This window comes from Mesorhizobium sp. M1273 (genome assembly GCF_040318195.1).
Classification (GTDB): domain Bacteria; phylum Pseudomonadota; class Alphaproteobacteria; order Rhizobiales; family Rhizobiaceae; genus Mesorhizobium.
Genome location: NZ_JAMYLV010000001.1, coordinates 267,112 through 282,091, shown reverse-complemented (window position 1 = coordinate 282,091; position 14,980 = coordinate 267,112). Strand labels below are relative to the sequence as shown.

Sequence of the window (14,980 nt, the reverse complement as noted above, 5' to 3'; positions counted from 1 at the left end):
CACGGCCCATGAGCAATCATCTCAATTTTTTCATCGGCGGCAAATGGGTCGGCCCCGTGGTTCCGGCAACACTGGATGTCATCGATCCGTCCACTGAAGAGGCCTACACCAAAATCTCGGTCGGCTCGAAAGCCGATGTCGACAAGGCCGTGGCTGCAGCCAAGGCGGCATTCCCGGCCTTTTCGCAAACGACCAAGGCCGAGCGCCTGAAGCTGCTGAAGCGTATCCTCGAAGTCTACAATGAGCGCTACGAGGACATCGCCCAGGCGGTCAGCCAGGAAATGGGCGCGCCGATCAGGTGGGCGCGCGAGGCGCAGGCCTGGGCGGGCAGGGCGCATATGGAAGCCACCATCAAGGCGCTGGAGGATTACGAATTCAGCGAGAAGCGCGGCACCACCATGGTGGTCAAGGAGCCGATCGGCGTCTGCGCGCTGATTACACCGTGGAACTGGCCGCTCAACCAGATAGTCTGCAAGGTAGCGCCGGCCATCGCCGCCGGCTGCACCGTCATTTTAAAGCCTTCCGAAATCGCGCCGATCAGCGGCATCATCTTTTCCGAGGTGATGGACGCCGCCGGCACGCCGAAGGGCGTCTACAATATGGTGAATGGCACCGGTCCGGATGTCGGCCAGGTCATGGCTGGCCATCCCGATGTCGACATGGTCTCGTTCACCGGATCGACCCGGGCCGGCATCATCGTCGCCAAGACGGCGGCCGAGACGGTAAAGCGCGTGGCGCAGGAGCTCGGCGGCAAATCGGCCAACATCGTGCTGCCCGACGCTGACTTCGAGACGGCGGTGCGCAAGGGTGTCAACGCCTGCTTCGGCAATAGCGGCCAGTCTTGCGATGCGCCGACCCGCATGCTGGTGCCGGCCGCCCGCCACGACGAGGCGCTGACGATCGCCAGGAAGGCCGCCGAACGGCACAAGGTCGGCGACCCGCGCTCGGAGGAGACCAAGCTCGGGCCGGTGGTCAGCAACGTCCAGTTCGACAAGATCCAGCGGTTGATCGAGGCAGGTATCGCCGAGGGTGCGACGCTGGTCACCGGCGGCCTCGGCCGGCCGGAACACCTCAACCGTGGCTATTATGTGCGACCGACCGTTTTCGGCCACGTCAGGCCTGGCATGACCATCGAGAAGGAGGAGATTTTCGGGCCGGTCCTGTCGGTCATCTCCTACGATGACGATGATGATGCGGTGAAGATCGCCAACGACACCGTCTATGGCCTGGCTGCCTATGTGCAGTCCGGGGATATCGACCACGCCCGCAAGATTGCCAGCCGGCTGCGCGCCGGGCAGGTGTCGATCAACTATCCGGAATGGGATACGTTCGCGCCCTTCGGCGGCTACAAGCAGTCCGGCAACGGCCGCGAATACGCCGACTGGGCGATCCACGATTTCCTCGAGATCAAGGGCATCATCGGCTACGGCGCCTGAGCGTTCAACATTGGCATTACGCCAACGTCAAGTTTGTTGCGAGCGTTGGTGCCTCGGCACCGGCGTTCGGTTGAACGGCCACGACGGCTTCGTGGCCGCAATGTGAGTGCGAAGCAGGGTCGCCTCAGATCGTCATGAGATAGTCGGCCAACTGATCCGCCACCGTGCCCCAGCCGTCGTGAAAGCCCATGTCCTCGTGACAAGCGTGAAAATCGCCGACGGCCGGCGAGGCCGCTGGAAAACCGAGAGGCGCGGTTTTACGGTGCCGCTAGAATCGACCGGTCCGAGGATCCGTTTTGACGATCACCATGTACGGCATCACCAATTGCGATACGGTCAAGAAGGCGCGTTCCTGGCTGGCGAGCCACGATGTTGCCTATCGCTTTCACGACTACAGGGCAGACGGGCTTGAAGCGGATCGGCTGGACGGCTGGTCAGGCAAGGTCGGCTGGGAAATCCTGCTCAACAAGGCGAGCACAACGTTCCGTGAACTGTCGGACGAGGACAGACTGGGCTTGGACGAGAACAAGGCCAAGGCGCTGATGCTGGCCAAACCGACGATGATCAAGCGTCCGGTGCTGGAACTTGGCGACAGGGTTCTCGTCGGCTTCAAGCCTGATGTTTATCAAGAGGCGGTGAGTGGGAAGTAGAACCGACCCGCCGCGATCCGTCGCGCCCCCCTCTGTCCTGCCGGACATCTCCCCCACGAGGGTGGAGATTGGCAGCTTCGGCGCTCCGCTCACCACTGCGACCTTGGAGATTGGCGAAAGCCGGCGACATCCGATCTCCCCCCAAGTGGGGGAGATGGCCGGCAGGCCAGAGGGGGCGCTGTCCCGGCGGCGTGACTAATTGATCCCACGTAAATAGCTCGCCAGTGCCGCCGCATTGTTGTGCGCCTCGTCATGGGCGCCGTAGAGCAGCGTCACCTTGCCTTCACGGAGCAAGGCACGTAGTTCCGTCACCGCCTCGCCGTTCCGGTCGAGCTCATCGCGGTATCGCCGCTGGAATTCCGCCCAGCGCGCCGGCTCATGACCGAACCATTTGCGCAACCCATTGCTCGGCGCGATGTCCTTCAGCCAGACCGTCAGCGCCGCGTCCTCTTTGCGGACGCCGCGAGGCCATATACGGTCGACGAGCACCCGCTGCCCGTCATCGGGCGCCGGCTGCTCATAGATGCGCTTGACCGCGAGCTCCATTGCCAACTCCGCATGGGCCAGCAGGCGCCGCTGCTTGCTGGTCTTCGCTTAGAGATCCCGGGCCTAAACCCACTCGCCCTTGCGCATCACCGGCACGCGGCTGCCGTCCTTATGGACGCCGTCTATGTCGATCTTGTCCGAGCCGATCATCCAGTCGATGTGGATGAAACTCTTGTTGCCGCCGCGCGCCGCGATCTCGTCCTGGCCGAGCGAGGCGCCGTCGACGAAGCACTTCGAATAGCACTGGCCGAGCGCGATGTGGCAGGCGGCGTTCTCGTCGAACAGCGTGTTGAAAAACAGCAGCCCGCTCTTGGCGATCGGCGAGGAATGCGGCACCAGCGCCACCTCGCCGAGACGGCGCGAGCCTTCGTCGGTATCGAGCACCTTTTGCAGCACATCCTCGCCTTTCGTGGCCTTGGCCTCGACAATGCGGCCCGCCTCGAAACGCACCGCAATGCCGTCGATCAGGGTACCCTGATAGGACAGCGGCTTGGTGCTGGTGACATGGCCTTCGACGCGCCTTGCATGCGGTGTGGTGAAAACCTCTTCGGTCGGGATGTTGGGGTTGCAGGTGATGCCGTTCTTGGCGGTCGAGGCGCCGCCCATCCACTCGTGGCCGTCGGCCAGCCCGACGGTCAGGTCGGTGCCGGGGCCGGTGAAATGCAGCGCGTGGAAATTGTGGCCGTTCAGCCATTCGGTGCGGCTCTTCAACGCCGCATTGTGCGCCGTCCAATTGCCGATCGGGTCTTCGACATCCACCCGCGAGGCGGCAAAGATAGCCTCGGCGAGCTTGGCCACGGCGACGTCGTCGGCGTCGTCCGGGAATACCTGCTTGGCCCAGGCCTGATCGGGATAGGCGACGATGTTCCAGTTGATGTCGAAGCCGGTGATCTTCTCCAGCGCCGGCTTGTAGGCCATCGAATTCGCCTTGTTGGCACGCGCCACCTTTGCCGGGTCCTGCGCCGAAAGCAGCGACGGATCCTCGCCGCGCACGGCGAGCCTAGCCGCATTGTTTGCGAAGGCTTTTGCCATGCCTTCGTAGAGCCAGCCGGCGGCGCGGTCGAAACCGGCGTCGGCGCCGTAGCGGAAGCGCGCGAGAGTGATCTCATCGTCGTTGAAGATCGGCGTCACCAGGCCGGCACCTGCCTTGTAGGCGTGCTCGATGATCCGCCGCGTCAGAGGCAGCGCGGCGATAGACGAGGTCAGCACCAGATCCTGCCCCGGCTGCAATTGCAGCCCGACCTTGACGGCGACCTCCGCCAGCCTGTCGAGCTTCACCGGGTCGATGCTTGCGGAAACGCCGCGCGAATGTGTGGTCATGATCCTGCCTGCCGTGATTGGGGACTGTTTCTTACATAGACCGGCGCTGCCGACCTTTCCACTCTGATGACGCCGGCAGGTCTAGCTGGCCCTCTCGAGCGATCTGAACTGCGCCATCGTCGCCTCGATCTCTTCGCGGATCCAGGTCTTGAAATCCCTGACTTTGCGACTTTCGCTCTTGCTAGCCGAAGTTACCAGCCAATAGCCGAGGCCGCTCTGGGCGCGTATGCCGAACGGCGCAACGAGACGGCCGTCGGCCAGCGCGTCGGCGGCCAGCAACTGCCAGCCGAGCATGACGCCGTGACCGGCAATCGCCGATTCCAGGCACAGCATCGGATCTGTGAAGCGCGCGCCTTTCATGAAGGTGACCGGCTCCACCCCGGCGGCTTCGAACCAGCTCTTCCAACTGATCATCGACCTTTCGTCGGTGATCGCACAGGTCAAAGCAAGGTCTTCGATCGATTTCAGCTTGCTGGCGATCACCGGTGCACAGACCGGAAACACCTCCTGCGCCAGCAGCAATTCGGCCCGCCCGCCCGGCCATTTGCCGTCGCCGAGCCGAATGGCGACGTCGATGTCCGAACGATCGAGATCGGCAAGCCGCACCGAGGCATCGATGCGCAGGAGCACGTTCGGATGGCGGGCAAAATGCCGTGACAGCCGCGGCAGCAGCCATTTCGAGGCGAAAGCCGGCGCCACCGAAACCACCAGCGTGCACTCCGAGCTTTCATCGGCAAGCGCCACCGCCTGTGCGAGTTCGCGGAAGCCTGCGCTGAGCCGCGCGGTAAAGACGGTGCCGAATTCCGTCGCCACCAGGCCAGCTGGCGTTCGGTCGAACAGCGCCCGGCCGAGCTGCTTTTCGGTCCGGTTGATCTGCTGGCTGACGGCGCTGACCGAGACGTTGAGCTCGCCGGCCGCCGCCGCAAGCGAGCCCAGGCGGGCGACGGCCTCGACGGCGCGCAAGCCGTTGAGATGGACGCGGTTCAGCATAGCCATACAGTTTTTCTAAACTGGAGCGGCGGAAATCTCAATTGCCAGACGCTGCCGAACGGCGGATTCTAAGTGGGTTACGCAGAGTGAGGAGGCAAATCCGATGAAGATTTTATCATGGCTCGGCGCCTTTTCCCCGATCGGAACGCAGCCGCACCGGCATGACAGCGAGGCCATCAATTGGGTGACCGATCCGCTGTCGCATCCGGTGCTCGACACCATGTCGGAGCGCGAACTCGCCGACATGCCGTTCAGGCTGACCGCGCGTCGTACCCGCTTCGAGACGGCCCCGCCAAGGACCTGCTGCGGCTGAACAAGGACTTGCTGGCACTTCAGGTGAGCCGGCCGCCGACGCGGCTGCGCAGCCCTTCTGGCCCAATAAAAGGCGGATTGTCTCGCCGGCAGGCGCACCTATGGTGCACCGCGATGAACATCGCTTCGCCCTTGCGCCTGGCAATCGCCGGCATGATCGCCCTGGCCGTCGCCATGGGCATCGGCCGTTTCGTCTATACGCCGATCCTGCCCGGCATGATGGAAGAGCTCGGCCTGTCGCCGGCCGATGCCGGCTGGATCGCATCGGCCAATTATCTCGGCTACCTCGTCGGCGCGCTTGCCGCCACCGGCGGCTGGGCGCAAGGCCGCGAGCGCCAGCTGATGCTGGCCGGCCTTGCCGCCACCGCGATCCTCGCCGGCCTGATGGGCCTGAGCGGCACCATGCCCGGCTTTCTCCTCATCCGCTTTCTTGCCGGCCTCGCCAGTGCCTTCGTGCTGGTCTTCATGACCAGCATCGTTTTCGGTCATCTCGCCGCGGCCGGGCGAAACGACCTGCAGGCGCTGTATTTCGGCGGTGTCGGCCTCGGCATCGCGGCATCCTCGGCGCTGTTGGCGCTCCTCGTCACCGAACATGCCGGCTGGGCGGCGGGCTGGCTGTGGTCGGCGGTGATTTCGGCCTGCGGCTTTGCCGCCGTCGCCTTGCTGGCCGGCGGCACCTCGGCCGCGAACAGCACCACCGGGAGCGAGCCGGCACTGCCGAAAGACCGGTCGCTGGTGAAGATCATTGTCGCCTACGGCCTGTTCGGCTTCGGCTACATCGTCACGGCAACGTTCCTGGTCGCCATCGTCCGCCAGGGCGGCGGCGGCCGCGTCTTCGAGGCCGTGGTCTGGATGGTCACCGGCCTTGCCGGTTTCCCCTCGGTCTGGCTGTGGCAGAAGCTTACGGCCAGGATCGGGCTCTATGCCACCTACGCACTGGGGTGCCTGGTCGAGGTGGTCGGCGTCAGCGCCAGTGTCGTCATGGGCGGGCGCACCGGGCCGCTGCTCGGCGGCCTTCTTGTCGGCGGCACCTTCATAGCCATCACCGCGCTTGGCCTGCAGGCCGGCAGGCAGCTTGCTCCGCAAGCACCACGCCGGATGCTGGCGGTGATGACGGCCGCCTTCGGCCTCGGCCAGATCATCGGCCCGATCGTCGCCGGGCTGCTTGCGCAGGCCTCGGGCAACTTTTTCCTTGCCTCGATCGTGGCCGCCGCCGTCCTGCTCGCTTCCGGCGCGATCGCCTGGTCGGCTGCGCCAAAATCGCCATGATTATGGTCTTGCTCGGTTGCGGGCATCGGGCACGGGCATTTTCTTTCCCACTAATGTGTGACTTTATGCCCGCTGACCAACGCCGCTGATTTGCGCCGACCGAGGATTTCGCCACAGTGTTCGTATCGTTTTTTCCGCAGCCGAAGCTCTTTTTCACCTCGGCCGCCGTCTGGAGTGCGGTCATGGTGGCCGTGTGGTTTCTCGGCGGCGACCAGCTAGGCGCTTTGGTCGGATTTCCCCTCCCTGCAGCGGACGCGGCGCCGATCATTGGCGTTTCCGTTTTCTGGTCGCCTCCGTTCCTTTGGTTCTACATCTATTTTACACTTGGTGTGCTGCTCTTTTACGCCTTCTGGCATTGGTATTCCCCGCACCCGTGGGACCGCTGGTCGATCCTTGGCAGCTCGCTGATCTTGTTCACGACCTATTTTCAGGTTCAGGTGAGTGTAGCGATCAATGCCTGGTACGGGCCGTTCTGGGATCTGATCCAGGGCATTGTGAGCAAAAGTGTGAAGGCGACAGAGTATGATGTTTATGCGCAGTTAATAACTTTCCTCGGCATCGCTCTGGTGGCTGTTACTGTTTACGTTCTGACAAATTTCTTTGTAAGCCATTGGGTGTTTCGCTGGCGGACAGCGATGAACGACTACTACATGTCCTATTGGCCTAGGGTGCGGAGCATCGAGGGAGCTTCCCAGCGCGTGCAGGAAGACACGATGCGCTTTTCAAAGATCATGGAAGATCTTGGGACCAGCTTTATTGATTCGATAATGACTTTGATCGCCTTCATGCCGATTTTGCTTGCCTACTCAAAGCACATTACGGCATTGCCTTTCATCGGTCAGGTGCCGCAGCCGTTGGTTTTGGCTGCGATCTTCTGGGCGATGTTTGGGACGGTATGCATTGCCACCGCCGGCATAAAGCTGCCCGGCTTGCAGTTTCGCAACCAGCGCGTCGAAGCCGCTTACCGCAAGGAACTTGTTTATGGTGAGGACGATCAGTCCCGAGCGCAGCCGCCGACCGTTTCCGAATTGTTCGGAAATGTGCGCCAGAACTACTTCCGGCTCTATTTCCACTACGTCTATTTCAATGTGGTCCGCTATCTCTACTTGCAACTAAATACCATATTCCCTCTTTTTTTGATGACTCCTTCGTTGGTCGCCGGAACCTTGACGTTGGGTCTCGTCAACCAGGTCAATTCCGCGTTCAGCCAAGTGACCAGCTCGTTCCAATATCTTGTTAATTCCTGGTCAACGATCGTTGAGCTCTTGTCAGTCCACAAGCGGCTGCGAGCGTTCGAAGCCACGATCAAGGGCGAGCCGCTGCCGGCGATCGACCAGCACTATCTGGAACGTGAGCAAGCCGGGCTGCGTCCTGAGGACCAGCCGGCAAGCTAAGACTGGCGGGCGGCGGGCGCTTGCGGCTCAGCCGCCCACCGCCGCCTGCCTTTCGCCTCGCCGCGAAACATAATCGTGAAAACTGATGCACTCGACGTCCGCTTTGATGCAGAGCTCGCCGGCAAAGCGTTCCAGCGCGTTCCAGTAGGCGCCGTCATTCATCAGCGTGAAGTGGAAGCCGAGCTCAAGCGGAATGCGCTTGCCCTGGTATTGCGCATCGAAGGCGGCGCGGAACGCGTTATAGGTTCGGTCAGCGAACTCTTCCGCCATGCTCGGCCGCTCGAAGCCGCCGGAATGTCTGACATAGAGATTGTAATCCATGGCGATCACCCGCCTTGAGCTCGGCCCTTCCGGGATCTGCGGTAGCGAAAAGCGCGTGATGCCGTTGACGGTCGGCGGCTCGACCGGCCCGCGCGAGACGCCGCTTGCGTCGAGCAGGAAACCGGCCGCGGGCAGCGCCTCGTAGAGCGCCTTGTTTGCCGACAAATAAGGCGCGCGGAACCCGACCACCGACTTGCGGGCGAAATCGCGCCAGCCCGTTGGTTCGGGTGCAATGCCGTTGATCGAATAGGCGTTCTCGAGAATATGCTTGAACGAGCCGAACTCGCTCAGCCAGTCGGCCTTGCTCCAGTCCTTGCCGTCGAAATGGCCGCAGCCATGGCTGCCGATGTCGTGGCCTTCCGAGGCGGCGAGGTTGATCTGCTCGAGCCGCTCGGCGACTTCCTGTTTGGAGGCGGCAAAGCCGATGTTCGATTTGCCTTCTGTCTTGGCGGGCGCGGTGTATTCCTTGCGTGTCTCGGGCGACAGCAGGAACACGCAGGAGACGAAATAGGTGAAATGCGCACCTGTGCGCTCGGCCAGCGCCCGGCTGCGCTGCCACTGCGAAATGTCGCGGGCGCTGTCGAATGAGATAATGACGATCTGCTTCGGTTTTGCCGGCGGCGCCGGCGGGTCGGCAAAAGCCGCGCCGGCAGCAAACACGGCAATGGAAAACGCAATAACGCGGGACAAACGGGGCAAAGGCATCTGACTTGATTTAGGGAATGTAGAAGCGACGCCTACCGGTGAAATATGGCACGGGTACGATCGACCTGTCGGCCGCCGTTGGCGGCGACTGCCTCGTGAATAGGCGATTTTCCTGCCGAACCCCTTCCATGCCGGCAAAATTTCGCTAAAACGCGGGCTCATCAACCGCCCCGGCCGGGGCAGGAAATGGTTTTGATCCATGTCGGACGACAGTTTTATCCGCGAAGTCAACGAAGAGATTCGTCGCGACCAGGCGCATGCGCTGTGGGACCGTTTCGGTCCCGCCTTGCTCGTGCTGGCCGTGCTGGTGGTGCTCGGCACTGCCGCTGTCGTTGGCTACCGCTATTGGGACGAAACCCGCGCCAACCGCTCGGGCGATGCCTTCTCGCAGGCGCTGAAGCTCGCCAATGACGGCAAGAACGACGAGGCGCTTGCCGCTCTGGAGGCGTTGGAGAAGGACGGCTACGGCGCCTATCCGCTGCTCGCCCGCATGCGCGCGGCAACCGTCAAGGCGGACAAGGGCGACGTCGACGCCGCCGTCAAGGATTTCGACGAGGTCGCCGCCGACACCAAGATCCCCTCCGGCATTCGCGACATGGCGCGTCTCAGGGCAGCGCTGCTTCTGGTCGACCACCGCTCTTTCGCCGATGTCTCCAGCCGCGTCGAGGCGCTCACCGCCGACACCAACACGCTGCGCCATACGGCGCGCGAGGCGCTTGGCCTTGCCGCCTGGAAGGAAGGCAAGGCGGCGGATGCATTGAAGCTGTTCGACCAGATCGCCGCGGACGACGGCGCCCCGCGCAACACGCGCGAGCGGGCGACATTGATGTCCGAGCTGATCCGCGGCTCGGGCGGCGTGTCGTGATAGTCCATGACCTTCAAAGTCGCCATCATCGGCCGGCCTAACGTCGGCAAATCGACCCTTTTCAATCGGCTGGTGGGAAGGAAGCTGGCGCTTGTCGACGATACGCCCGGCGTCACACGCGATCGCCGCGTCCATGCCGCAAAGCTCTACGACCTGCATTTCGACGTCATCGACACCGCCGGCTTCGAGGATGCGGCTGCCTCGACGCTGCCCGGCCGCATGCGCGCCCAGACCGAGATCGCCATCCGCGAGGCCGACCTGATCTTTTTTACGATCGATGCCAAGTCCGGGCTGATGCCCGACGACAAGACGTTCGCCGAGATCGTGCGCAAGTCCGGCAAGCCGGTTGTCGTCGTTGCCAACAAGGCTGAGGCGCGCGGCGCCCAGGGCGGCATGCTGGAGGCCTGGGAGCTCGGCCTTGGCGAACCGATCCCGGTCTCGGCCGAACACGGCCAGGGCCTGCCCGATTTGCGCGACGCGGTGATCGCGGCACTTGGCGAGGCGCGCGCCTTCGGCGAGGACGAAGAGGCCGGCGAGGATGAGGTCGCCGCCAGCGAGGTGCTGATCGGCGAGGACATCACCGACCCGGACGCCGAGCCGAGCTATGACGACACCAAGCCGATGCGCATCGCCGTCGTCGGCCGCCCCAACGCCGGCAAGTCAACGCTGATCAACGCGCTGATCGGCGAGGAGCGGCTGTTGACCGGCCCTGAGGCCGGCATCACTCGCGATTCCATCTCGGTCGACTGGGACTGGCATGGCCGCCGCTTAAAATTGTTCGACACCGCCGGCATGCGCCGCAAGGCCAGGATCCACGAAAAGCTCGAAGTGATGTCGGTGCAGGACGGCTTGCGCGCCATCCGCTTTGCCGAAATCGTCATCATCGTGCTCGACGCCACCATTCCCTTCGAGAAGCAGGATCTGCAGATCGCCGACCTGATCATCCGCGAGGGCCGTGCCCCGGTGATCGCCTTCAACAAATGGGACCTGATCGACCATCCCCAGGAGTTGCTGGCCGAGCTGCGCGAAAAAACCGAGCGGCTGCTGCCGCAGGCGCGCGGCATGCAGGCGGTGCCGGTGTCGGCCGAGACCGGGCGTGGCCTCGACAAGCTGATGGACGCTGTCATCAGGACGCATCGAGTTTGGAACAGCCGTGTGTCGACCGGCAAGCTCAACCGCTGGCTGGAAGGCATCCTGGCGCATCATCCGCCGCCCGCTGTCGCCGGGCGTCGGCTGAAGATCAAATATGTCACGCAGGCCAAGACGCGGCCGCCGGGCTTCGTCGTCTCCTGCTCACGGCCGGATGCGATGCCGCAATCCTACGTCCGCTATCTCTCGAACAGCCTGCGCGAGGCTTTCGACATGCCCGGCGTGCCGATCCGCATCGCCTTGCGCACCTCGGACAATCCTTTCGCCGGCAAGGCAAAGAAGCGCCGCTAGGCGCCACTTCTCCTTTACGCCACTTTGCGCAAGACAGGCGCCGATTGCGTCTGCGGCAACGCTTCGAGCGCTGCCTGCAGCAGGATGTCGCCGAGCCGCGCTGCCACGGGGTCGGGCTCGGCCTCCTTGCGGTGCAGGAACAGCGCCATCTTGGGCAAGGCGGGCAGCCCGGCGATCTCCGGCGTCATCGCCCTGACGGTGGCCGGCAGGCCGATATCGGTGCGGATCGTCAGTCCGAGCCCGGCGGCGACGGCTGCCCAGATGCCGCCAAGGCTCGGGCTGGAGAAGGCCATCCGCCATGCCAGGCCGGCGCGGTCGAGCGTTTCGGTCGCCACGCTGCGCAGCAGGCACGGCGCTTCGAGCGCCACCAGCGGCAACGCCTCGCCATCACGCAGGCTGATCTCGATCTGTTTTGCCGGGCCGATCCAGCGCATCTGGACGTCGGCGACATGCCGGCTGTAGGGCAGCGTCGCGCCATTGTGCCAGGCAAGCGCGATATCGAGGCTGCCCGAAATGATCCGTTCGGCAAGCTCATGGCTGCGTGCGATCCTGGCCTCGATCTTGACCTTGGGATGGGCGCGGGCGAAGCGCCCGAGCACCTCCGGCAGCACGGCCTCGCCGAAATCCTCCTGTAGCCCAAGCCGCACCCAACCCTCCAGCTCGACATCGTGGATGGCGGAGGCGGCCTCGTCATTGAGCTCGATCAGCCGCTTCGCGTAGCCGAGCATGGTCTCGCCCGCGTCCGTCAGCGCCAGGCCACGCCCAGATTTGCGGAAGATCGGCATCGCCGCCTGCTCCTCCAGCTTCTTCAATTGCGCACTGATTGCCGAGGTCGAGCGGCCGAGCCGGTCGGCGGCCTTGGCGAAGCTGCCCAGCTCCATGCCGGTAACGAAGCTGCGCAGAACGTCGAGATCGAATGTCACGCGTCGCATGCCAATAATCCTGATATTCGGGACATTACGTCAAAAACTTCCTGATATTCAGTACGAAGCTATGGCGGTAGAGAGAGCGCGTCAAGACCGAATGCAGCCGACCCATGCAGGAGCTGAACCATGTCCGCTGTCGCCACACGAGCAGAATGCAAACCGCTTCGCCCGGCCGCCGTTACCACCCCGTCAGAGGCGGCGGTGCTTCGAGCCAATCATCGCTGGAAGGTGCTGGGCATCGGCGTCGCCGCCAATGCCTGCTTTTCCGCGACCTTCTCCGGCATTCCGGCCACGGCGGTGTTCCTGCGCTCGGGCTATCATCTCTCCAATGGCGAGCTCGGCCTGGCGCTTGGTCTTCTCGGCCTGGGTGTGGCGCTGAGCGAATTGCCGTGGGGGCTGCTGACCGATCGCTGGGGCGACCGCCGCGTGCTGCTGACGGGGCTCGGCGCAACCGCGGTCTGGCTGCTTGTCATGGCCGCGCTGGTCGTGCCGTCACCGGCCCATATTCCCGGCATCGCGCTTCTCGCCGCTGCCCTGCTGGTCACCGGATTGCTCGGCGGCAGCGTCAACGGCTCCAGCGGCCGCGCCATCATGGCCTGGTTCGGCGAAGGCGAGCGCGGCTTTGCCATGAGCATCAGGCAGACGGCGGTGCCGCTTGGCGGCGGGCTTGGCGCGCTGGTGCTGCCGTCGCTCGCTTCGGCCCATGGCTTCACGGCGGTCTTCGGACTGCTGGCGGCTGCCTCCGCGGTCTCGACCTCGCTCGCCTGGCGCTGGCTGCATCAGCCGCCGGCGCATGACGACGCCCGTTCGAGCAGCGCGGCAAAGCCGGCCGGCCCGGCGCCGCTGCGCAACCCGGCCGTCTGGCGCATCGCGACAGCCATTGGCCTGCTTTGCTTTCCGCAGGTGGCGGTGCTCACCTTTGCTTCCGTGTTCCTGCATGATTTCGCCGGCATGGGAACAGCCGTGATCAGCGCCAGCCTCGCTGCCGTGCAGGTCGGCGCCATGGTCATGCGTGTCTGGAGCGGCCGCTACACCGACCGTCACGGCAACCGCCGGTCGTTCCTGCGTCTGTGCAGCATGCTGAGCGTGGCCGCCTTCACCGTGCTTGCGGCGCTCGTCTTGTTTTCGGGCCAATTCTTGTCAGGCCAAGCGCCGATGCTGTCGCCGGCGATCGTTGCGATGCTGGTCGTGGCCGGCGTCTGCGTCTCCTCCTGGCACGGCGTTGCCTACACCGAGCTTGCGACGCTGGCCGGCGCCAGCCAGGCCGGAACGGCGCTCGGCCTCGCCAACAGCCTGGTCTTCATCGCCTTCTTCCTGGTGCCGATCGCCATTCCCGGGCTTCTCGTGCTCTGCTCGTGGGCAGGCGTCTGGCTGGGTGCGGCTATTTGCGCGCTGATCGCCTGGCCGATCTTTCTTCCGTCAAGCGACGGCCGCAAAAGCGCCTGACTTCGACACGAGATGGGAAAACAACGTTCTAAGCTGTTAACGCCCCATCAAGGTTAATGCATCATTGTAGCTCTCCAGTGGGGTCCGTTGCGTTTCTGGAGAGTTCCGTGCATCGACGTGTTTTGACGCGGCTTGTCGCCGCCGCCGGTGAGAAAAAGCGTTCCTTCCTGTCTCCCCTCGTTATTGGCCTTGGCATCTGGATCGGCTTTCCGACGGTCGCGGCCTATCAGGACATGACCAGCCTGGTCTCCGGCCTGGAGGCGCCGAGCGTCCGCTGGAACGCCTATGTCGAGAAATCCGTCGCCGGCTCCGTTCACGCCGCCGAAATGCCCTTCCTCGATTCCAGCAGCACCGGCTCGCTCTCCGGCTCCGGTGTCCAGCTGCCCGGCATCGGCGCCGTTTCGTTTCGCGGCAAGGGCGGCATCGTCGCCACGACGCCGGACGAGAACCGCATCACGCGTGCCGACAAGAAGGGCCGCATCATCCAGGTCTCGCCCGTCTCGCCGCCGAAGAACTTCAACGCCGGCTCGATCTTCGAGCGCACCTCTTCGCTGCTCCGCCCAAGCATGGACAGCGGCCTGAGGATGGCTTTCGCCAAGCCCGAGATCAAAGGCAAGGAAATCCAGATCGCCGCCGCCTTCCACACGCGCATCGACAAGAAGCCGGATCCCGGCGTGCCGGCGATGCTTGCCGCGCTGGTCAACAATGATCATCCTGACGTGCTGGCGACCGCCTACGCCTCGTCCGCTCCCGATTATGCACAGGCGTCGCCCTTCGAGGCCTTGCTGCAGGACGAGGACCCGAACGACGGTCGCTTCATTCCGCCGCTGAGCAAGGGCGATCATTCCTGGATGCAGACGCCGCTGCCGGCGAGCGTCTTTTCCAAGCCGGAGCAGGCCTGTCTCGCCAACGGCATCTATTTCGAAGCGCGCGGCGAATCCGTGCGCGGCCAGGCCGCCGTCGCCCAGGTCATCCTCAACCGCGTCCGCAACCCCGCCTATCCGAACTCGATCTGCGGCGTCGTCTACCAGAACGACAACTGGTTCAACCGCTGCCAGTTTTCCTTCGCCTGCGACGGCAGGAAGAAGCGCATCGACAACCCCGCTGCCTACAAGACCGCCCAGGATGTCGCCATGGCCGTCACAGCCGGCAAGATCTTCATTCCGGAAGTCGGCTCGTCGACCCATTATTACGCCGACTACGTCCATCCGGGCTGGGCGCGGACGATGCAGAAAATGACCAGGATCGGCCTGCACATCTTCTACCGCACCTATGGTGGCGGCTGGAGCTGAGCGCTCGGGCAGCCCTTGCGTCTTTCGCGCGAGAGCGGCCGATCGAAGACGCATCGCCGCGGGGATTC

Annotated in this window: 14 protein-coding genes; 9 read left to right on the top strand and 5 right to left on the bottom strand. The window is 63.9% G+C overall.

The features are described from left to right. Positions 1–8: 8 nt before the first annotated feature. Both NKH30_RS01320 and NKH30_RS01315 read left to right on the top strand, forming a co-directional pair. The gene (locus NKH30_RS01320; protein WP_352473377.1) at positions 9–1,436 is read left to right on the top strand and encodes an aldehyde dehydrogenase family protein; all 1,428 of its coding nucleotides are present in this window, start codon (positions 9–11) and stop codon (positions 1,434–1,436) included. Positions 1,437–1,732: 296 nt separating this feature from the next. Beyond that, positions 1,733–2,086 (top strand): ArsC family reductase, encoded by a 354-nt coding sequence (locus tag NKH30_RS01315; protein WP_352917999.1) that lies wholly within the window; start codon positions 1,733–1,735, stop codon positions 2,084–2,086. A 195-nt stretch (positions 2,087–2,281) separates the two neighbouring features. On the opposite strand, the gene NKH30_RS01310 is transcribed toward NKH30_RS01315, so the two are convergent. From NKH30_RS01310 to NKH30_RS01300, 3 genes are all read right to left on the bottom strand, one after another. Further along, positions 2,282–2,638 (bottom strand): DUF488 domain-containing protein, encoded by a 357-nt coding sequence (locus NKH30_RS01310; RefSeq protein WP_352473375.1) that lies wholly within the window; start codon positions 2,636–2,638, stop codon positions 2,282–2,284. Between the two features lie 57 nt (positions 2,639–2,695). Continuing rightward, positions 2,696–3,952, bottom strand: a complete 1,257-nt coding sequence (locus tag NKH30_RS01305; RefSeq protein WP_352473373.1) for an aminopeptidase — start codon at positions 3,950–3,952, stop codon at positions 2,696–2,698. Positions 3,953–4,033: 81 nt separating this feature from the next. Then, positions 4,034–4,948: a LysR substrate-binding domain-containing protein gene (locus NKH30_RS01300; protein ID WP_352917997.1), complete on the bottom strand. Its 915-nt coding sequence runs from the start codon at positions 4,946–4,948 to the stop codon at positions 4,034–4,036. A gap of 97 nt (positions 4,949–5,045) precedes the next feature. On the opposite strand from NKH30_RS01300, the gene NKH30_RS01295 reads away from it, so the two are divergent. The 3 genes from NKH30_RS01295 (at position 5,046) to sbmA (ending at position 7,917) form a co-directional block, all read left to right on the top strand. Then, the gene (locus tag NKH30_RS01295; protein WP_352473371.1) at positions 5,046–5,255 is read left to right on the top strand and encodes a hypothetical protein; all 210 of its coding nucleotides are present in this window, start codon (positions 5,046–5,048) and stop codon (positions 5,253–5,255) included. Between the two features lie 113 nt (positions 5,256–5,368). Beyond that, positions 5,369–6,523: a YbfB/YjiJ family MFS transporter gene (locus NKH30_RS01290; protein WP_352830761.1), complete on the top strand. Its 1,155-nt coding sequence runs from the start codon at positions 5,369–5,371 to the stop codon at positions 6,521–6,523. Positions 6,524–6,639: 116 nt separating this feature from the next. Then, the gene (gene sbmA, locus NKH30_RS01285; RefSeq protein ID WP_352473368.1) at positions 6,640–7,917 is read left to right on the top strand and encodes a peptide antibiotic transporter SbmA; all 1,278 of its coding nucleotides are present in this window, start codon (positions 6,640–6,642) and stop codon (positions 7,915–7,917) included. A 27-nt stretch (positions 7,918–7,944) separates the two neighbouring features. On the opposite strand, the gene NKH30_RS01280 is transcribed toward sbmA, so the two are convergent. Beyond that, positions 7,945–8,937 (bottom strand): polysaccharide deacetylase family protein, encoded by a 993-nt coding sequence (locus tag NKH30_RS01280; RefSeq protein WP_352993877.1) that lies wholly within the window; start codon positions 8,935–8,937, stop codon positions 7,945–7,947. Positions 8,938–9,142: 205 nt separating this feature from the next. On the opposite strand from NKH30_RS01280, the gene NKH30_RS01275 reads away from it, so the two are divergent. Both NKH30_RS01275 and der read left to right on the top strand, forming a co-directional pair. Continuing rightward, positions 9,143–9,808 carry a tetratricopeptide repeat protein gene (locus NKH30_RS01275; protein WP_352993874.1) on the top strand — a complete coding sequence of 222 codons (666 nt, stop codon included), beginning with the start codon at positions 9,143–9,145 and terminating at the stop codon, positions 9,806–9,808. A 6-nt stretch (positions 9,809–9,814) separates the two neighbouring features. Further along, positions 9,815–11,248: a ribosome biogenesis GTPase Der gene (gene der, locus NKH30_RS01270; protein WP_352473366.1), complete on the top strand. Its 1,434-nt coding sequence runs from the start codon at positions 9,815–9,817 to the stop codon at positions 11,246–11,248. Positions 11,249–11,262: 14 nt separating this feature from the next. Here the strand turns inward: der and NKH30_RS01265 are convergent, their stop codons facing one another. Next, entirely contained in the window at positions 11,263–12,180 is a 918-nt protein-coding gene (locus NKH30_RS01265; protein ID WP_352473365.1) for a LysR substrate-binding domain-containing protein, read from the bottom strand. Positions 12,181–12,300: 120 nt separating this feature from the next. On the opposite strand from NKH30_RS01265, the gene NKH30_RS01260 reads away from it, so the two are divergent. Then, positions 12,301–13,620, top strand: a complete 1,320-nt coding sequence (locus NKH30_RS01260; protein WP_352681110.1) for an MFS transporter — start codon at positions 12,301–12,303, stop codon at positions 13,618–13,620. Between the two features lie 107 nt (positions 13,621–13,727). Then, positions 13,728–14,912, top strand: a complete 1,185-nt coding sequence (locus NKH30_RS01255; protein WP_352473361.1) for a cell wall hydrolase — start codon at positions 13,728–13,730, stop codon at positions 14,910–14,912. Positions 14,913–14,980: the final 68 nt, after the last annotated feature.

Excerpts from the sequence above, each read along its gene's own strand:
- der (WP_352473366.1), top strand. The coding sequence starts at position 9,815 with ATGACCTTCAAAGTCGCCATCATCGGCCGGCCTAACGTCGGCAAATCG.
- NKH30_RS01265 (WP_352473365.1), bottom strand. The coding sequence starts at position 12,180 with ATGCGACGCGTGACATTCGATCTCGACGTTCTGCGCAGCTTCGTTACC.
- NKH30_RS01305 (WP_352473373.1), bottom strand. The coding sequence starts at position 3,952 with ATGACCACACATTCGCGCGGCGTTTCCGCAAGCATCGACCCGGTGAAG.
- NKH30_RS01275 (WP_352993874.1), top strand. The coding sequence starts at position 9,143 with ATGTCGGACGACAGTTTTATCCGCGAAGTCAACGAAGAGATTCGTCGC.
- NKH30_RS01295 (WP_352473371.1), top strand. The coding sequence starts at position 5,046 with ATGAAGATTTTATCATGGCTCGGCGCCTTTTCCCCGATCGGAACGCAG.
- NKH30_RS01290 (WP_352830761.1), top strand. The coding sequence starts at position 5,369 with ATGAACATCGCTTCGCCCTTGCGCCTGGCAATCGCCGGCATGATCGCC.
- NKH30_RS01260 (WP_352681110.1), top strand. The coding sequence starts at position 12,301 with ATGTCCGCTGTCGCCACACGAGCAGAATGCAAACCGCTTCGCCCGGCC.
- NKH30_RS01300 (WP_352917997.1), bottom strand. The coding sequence starts at position 4,948 with ATGGCTATGCTGAACCGCGTCCATCTCAACGGCTTGCGCGCCGTCGAG.
- NKH30_RS01320 (WP_352473377.1), top strand. The coding sequence starts at position 9 with ATGAGCAATCATCTCAATTTTTTCATCGGCGGCAAATGGGTCGGCCCC.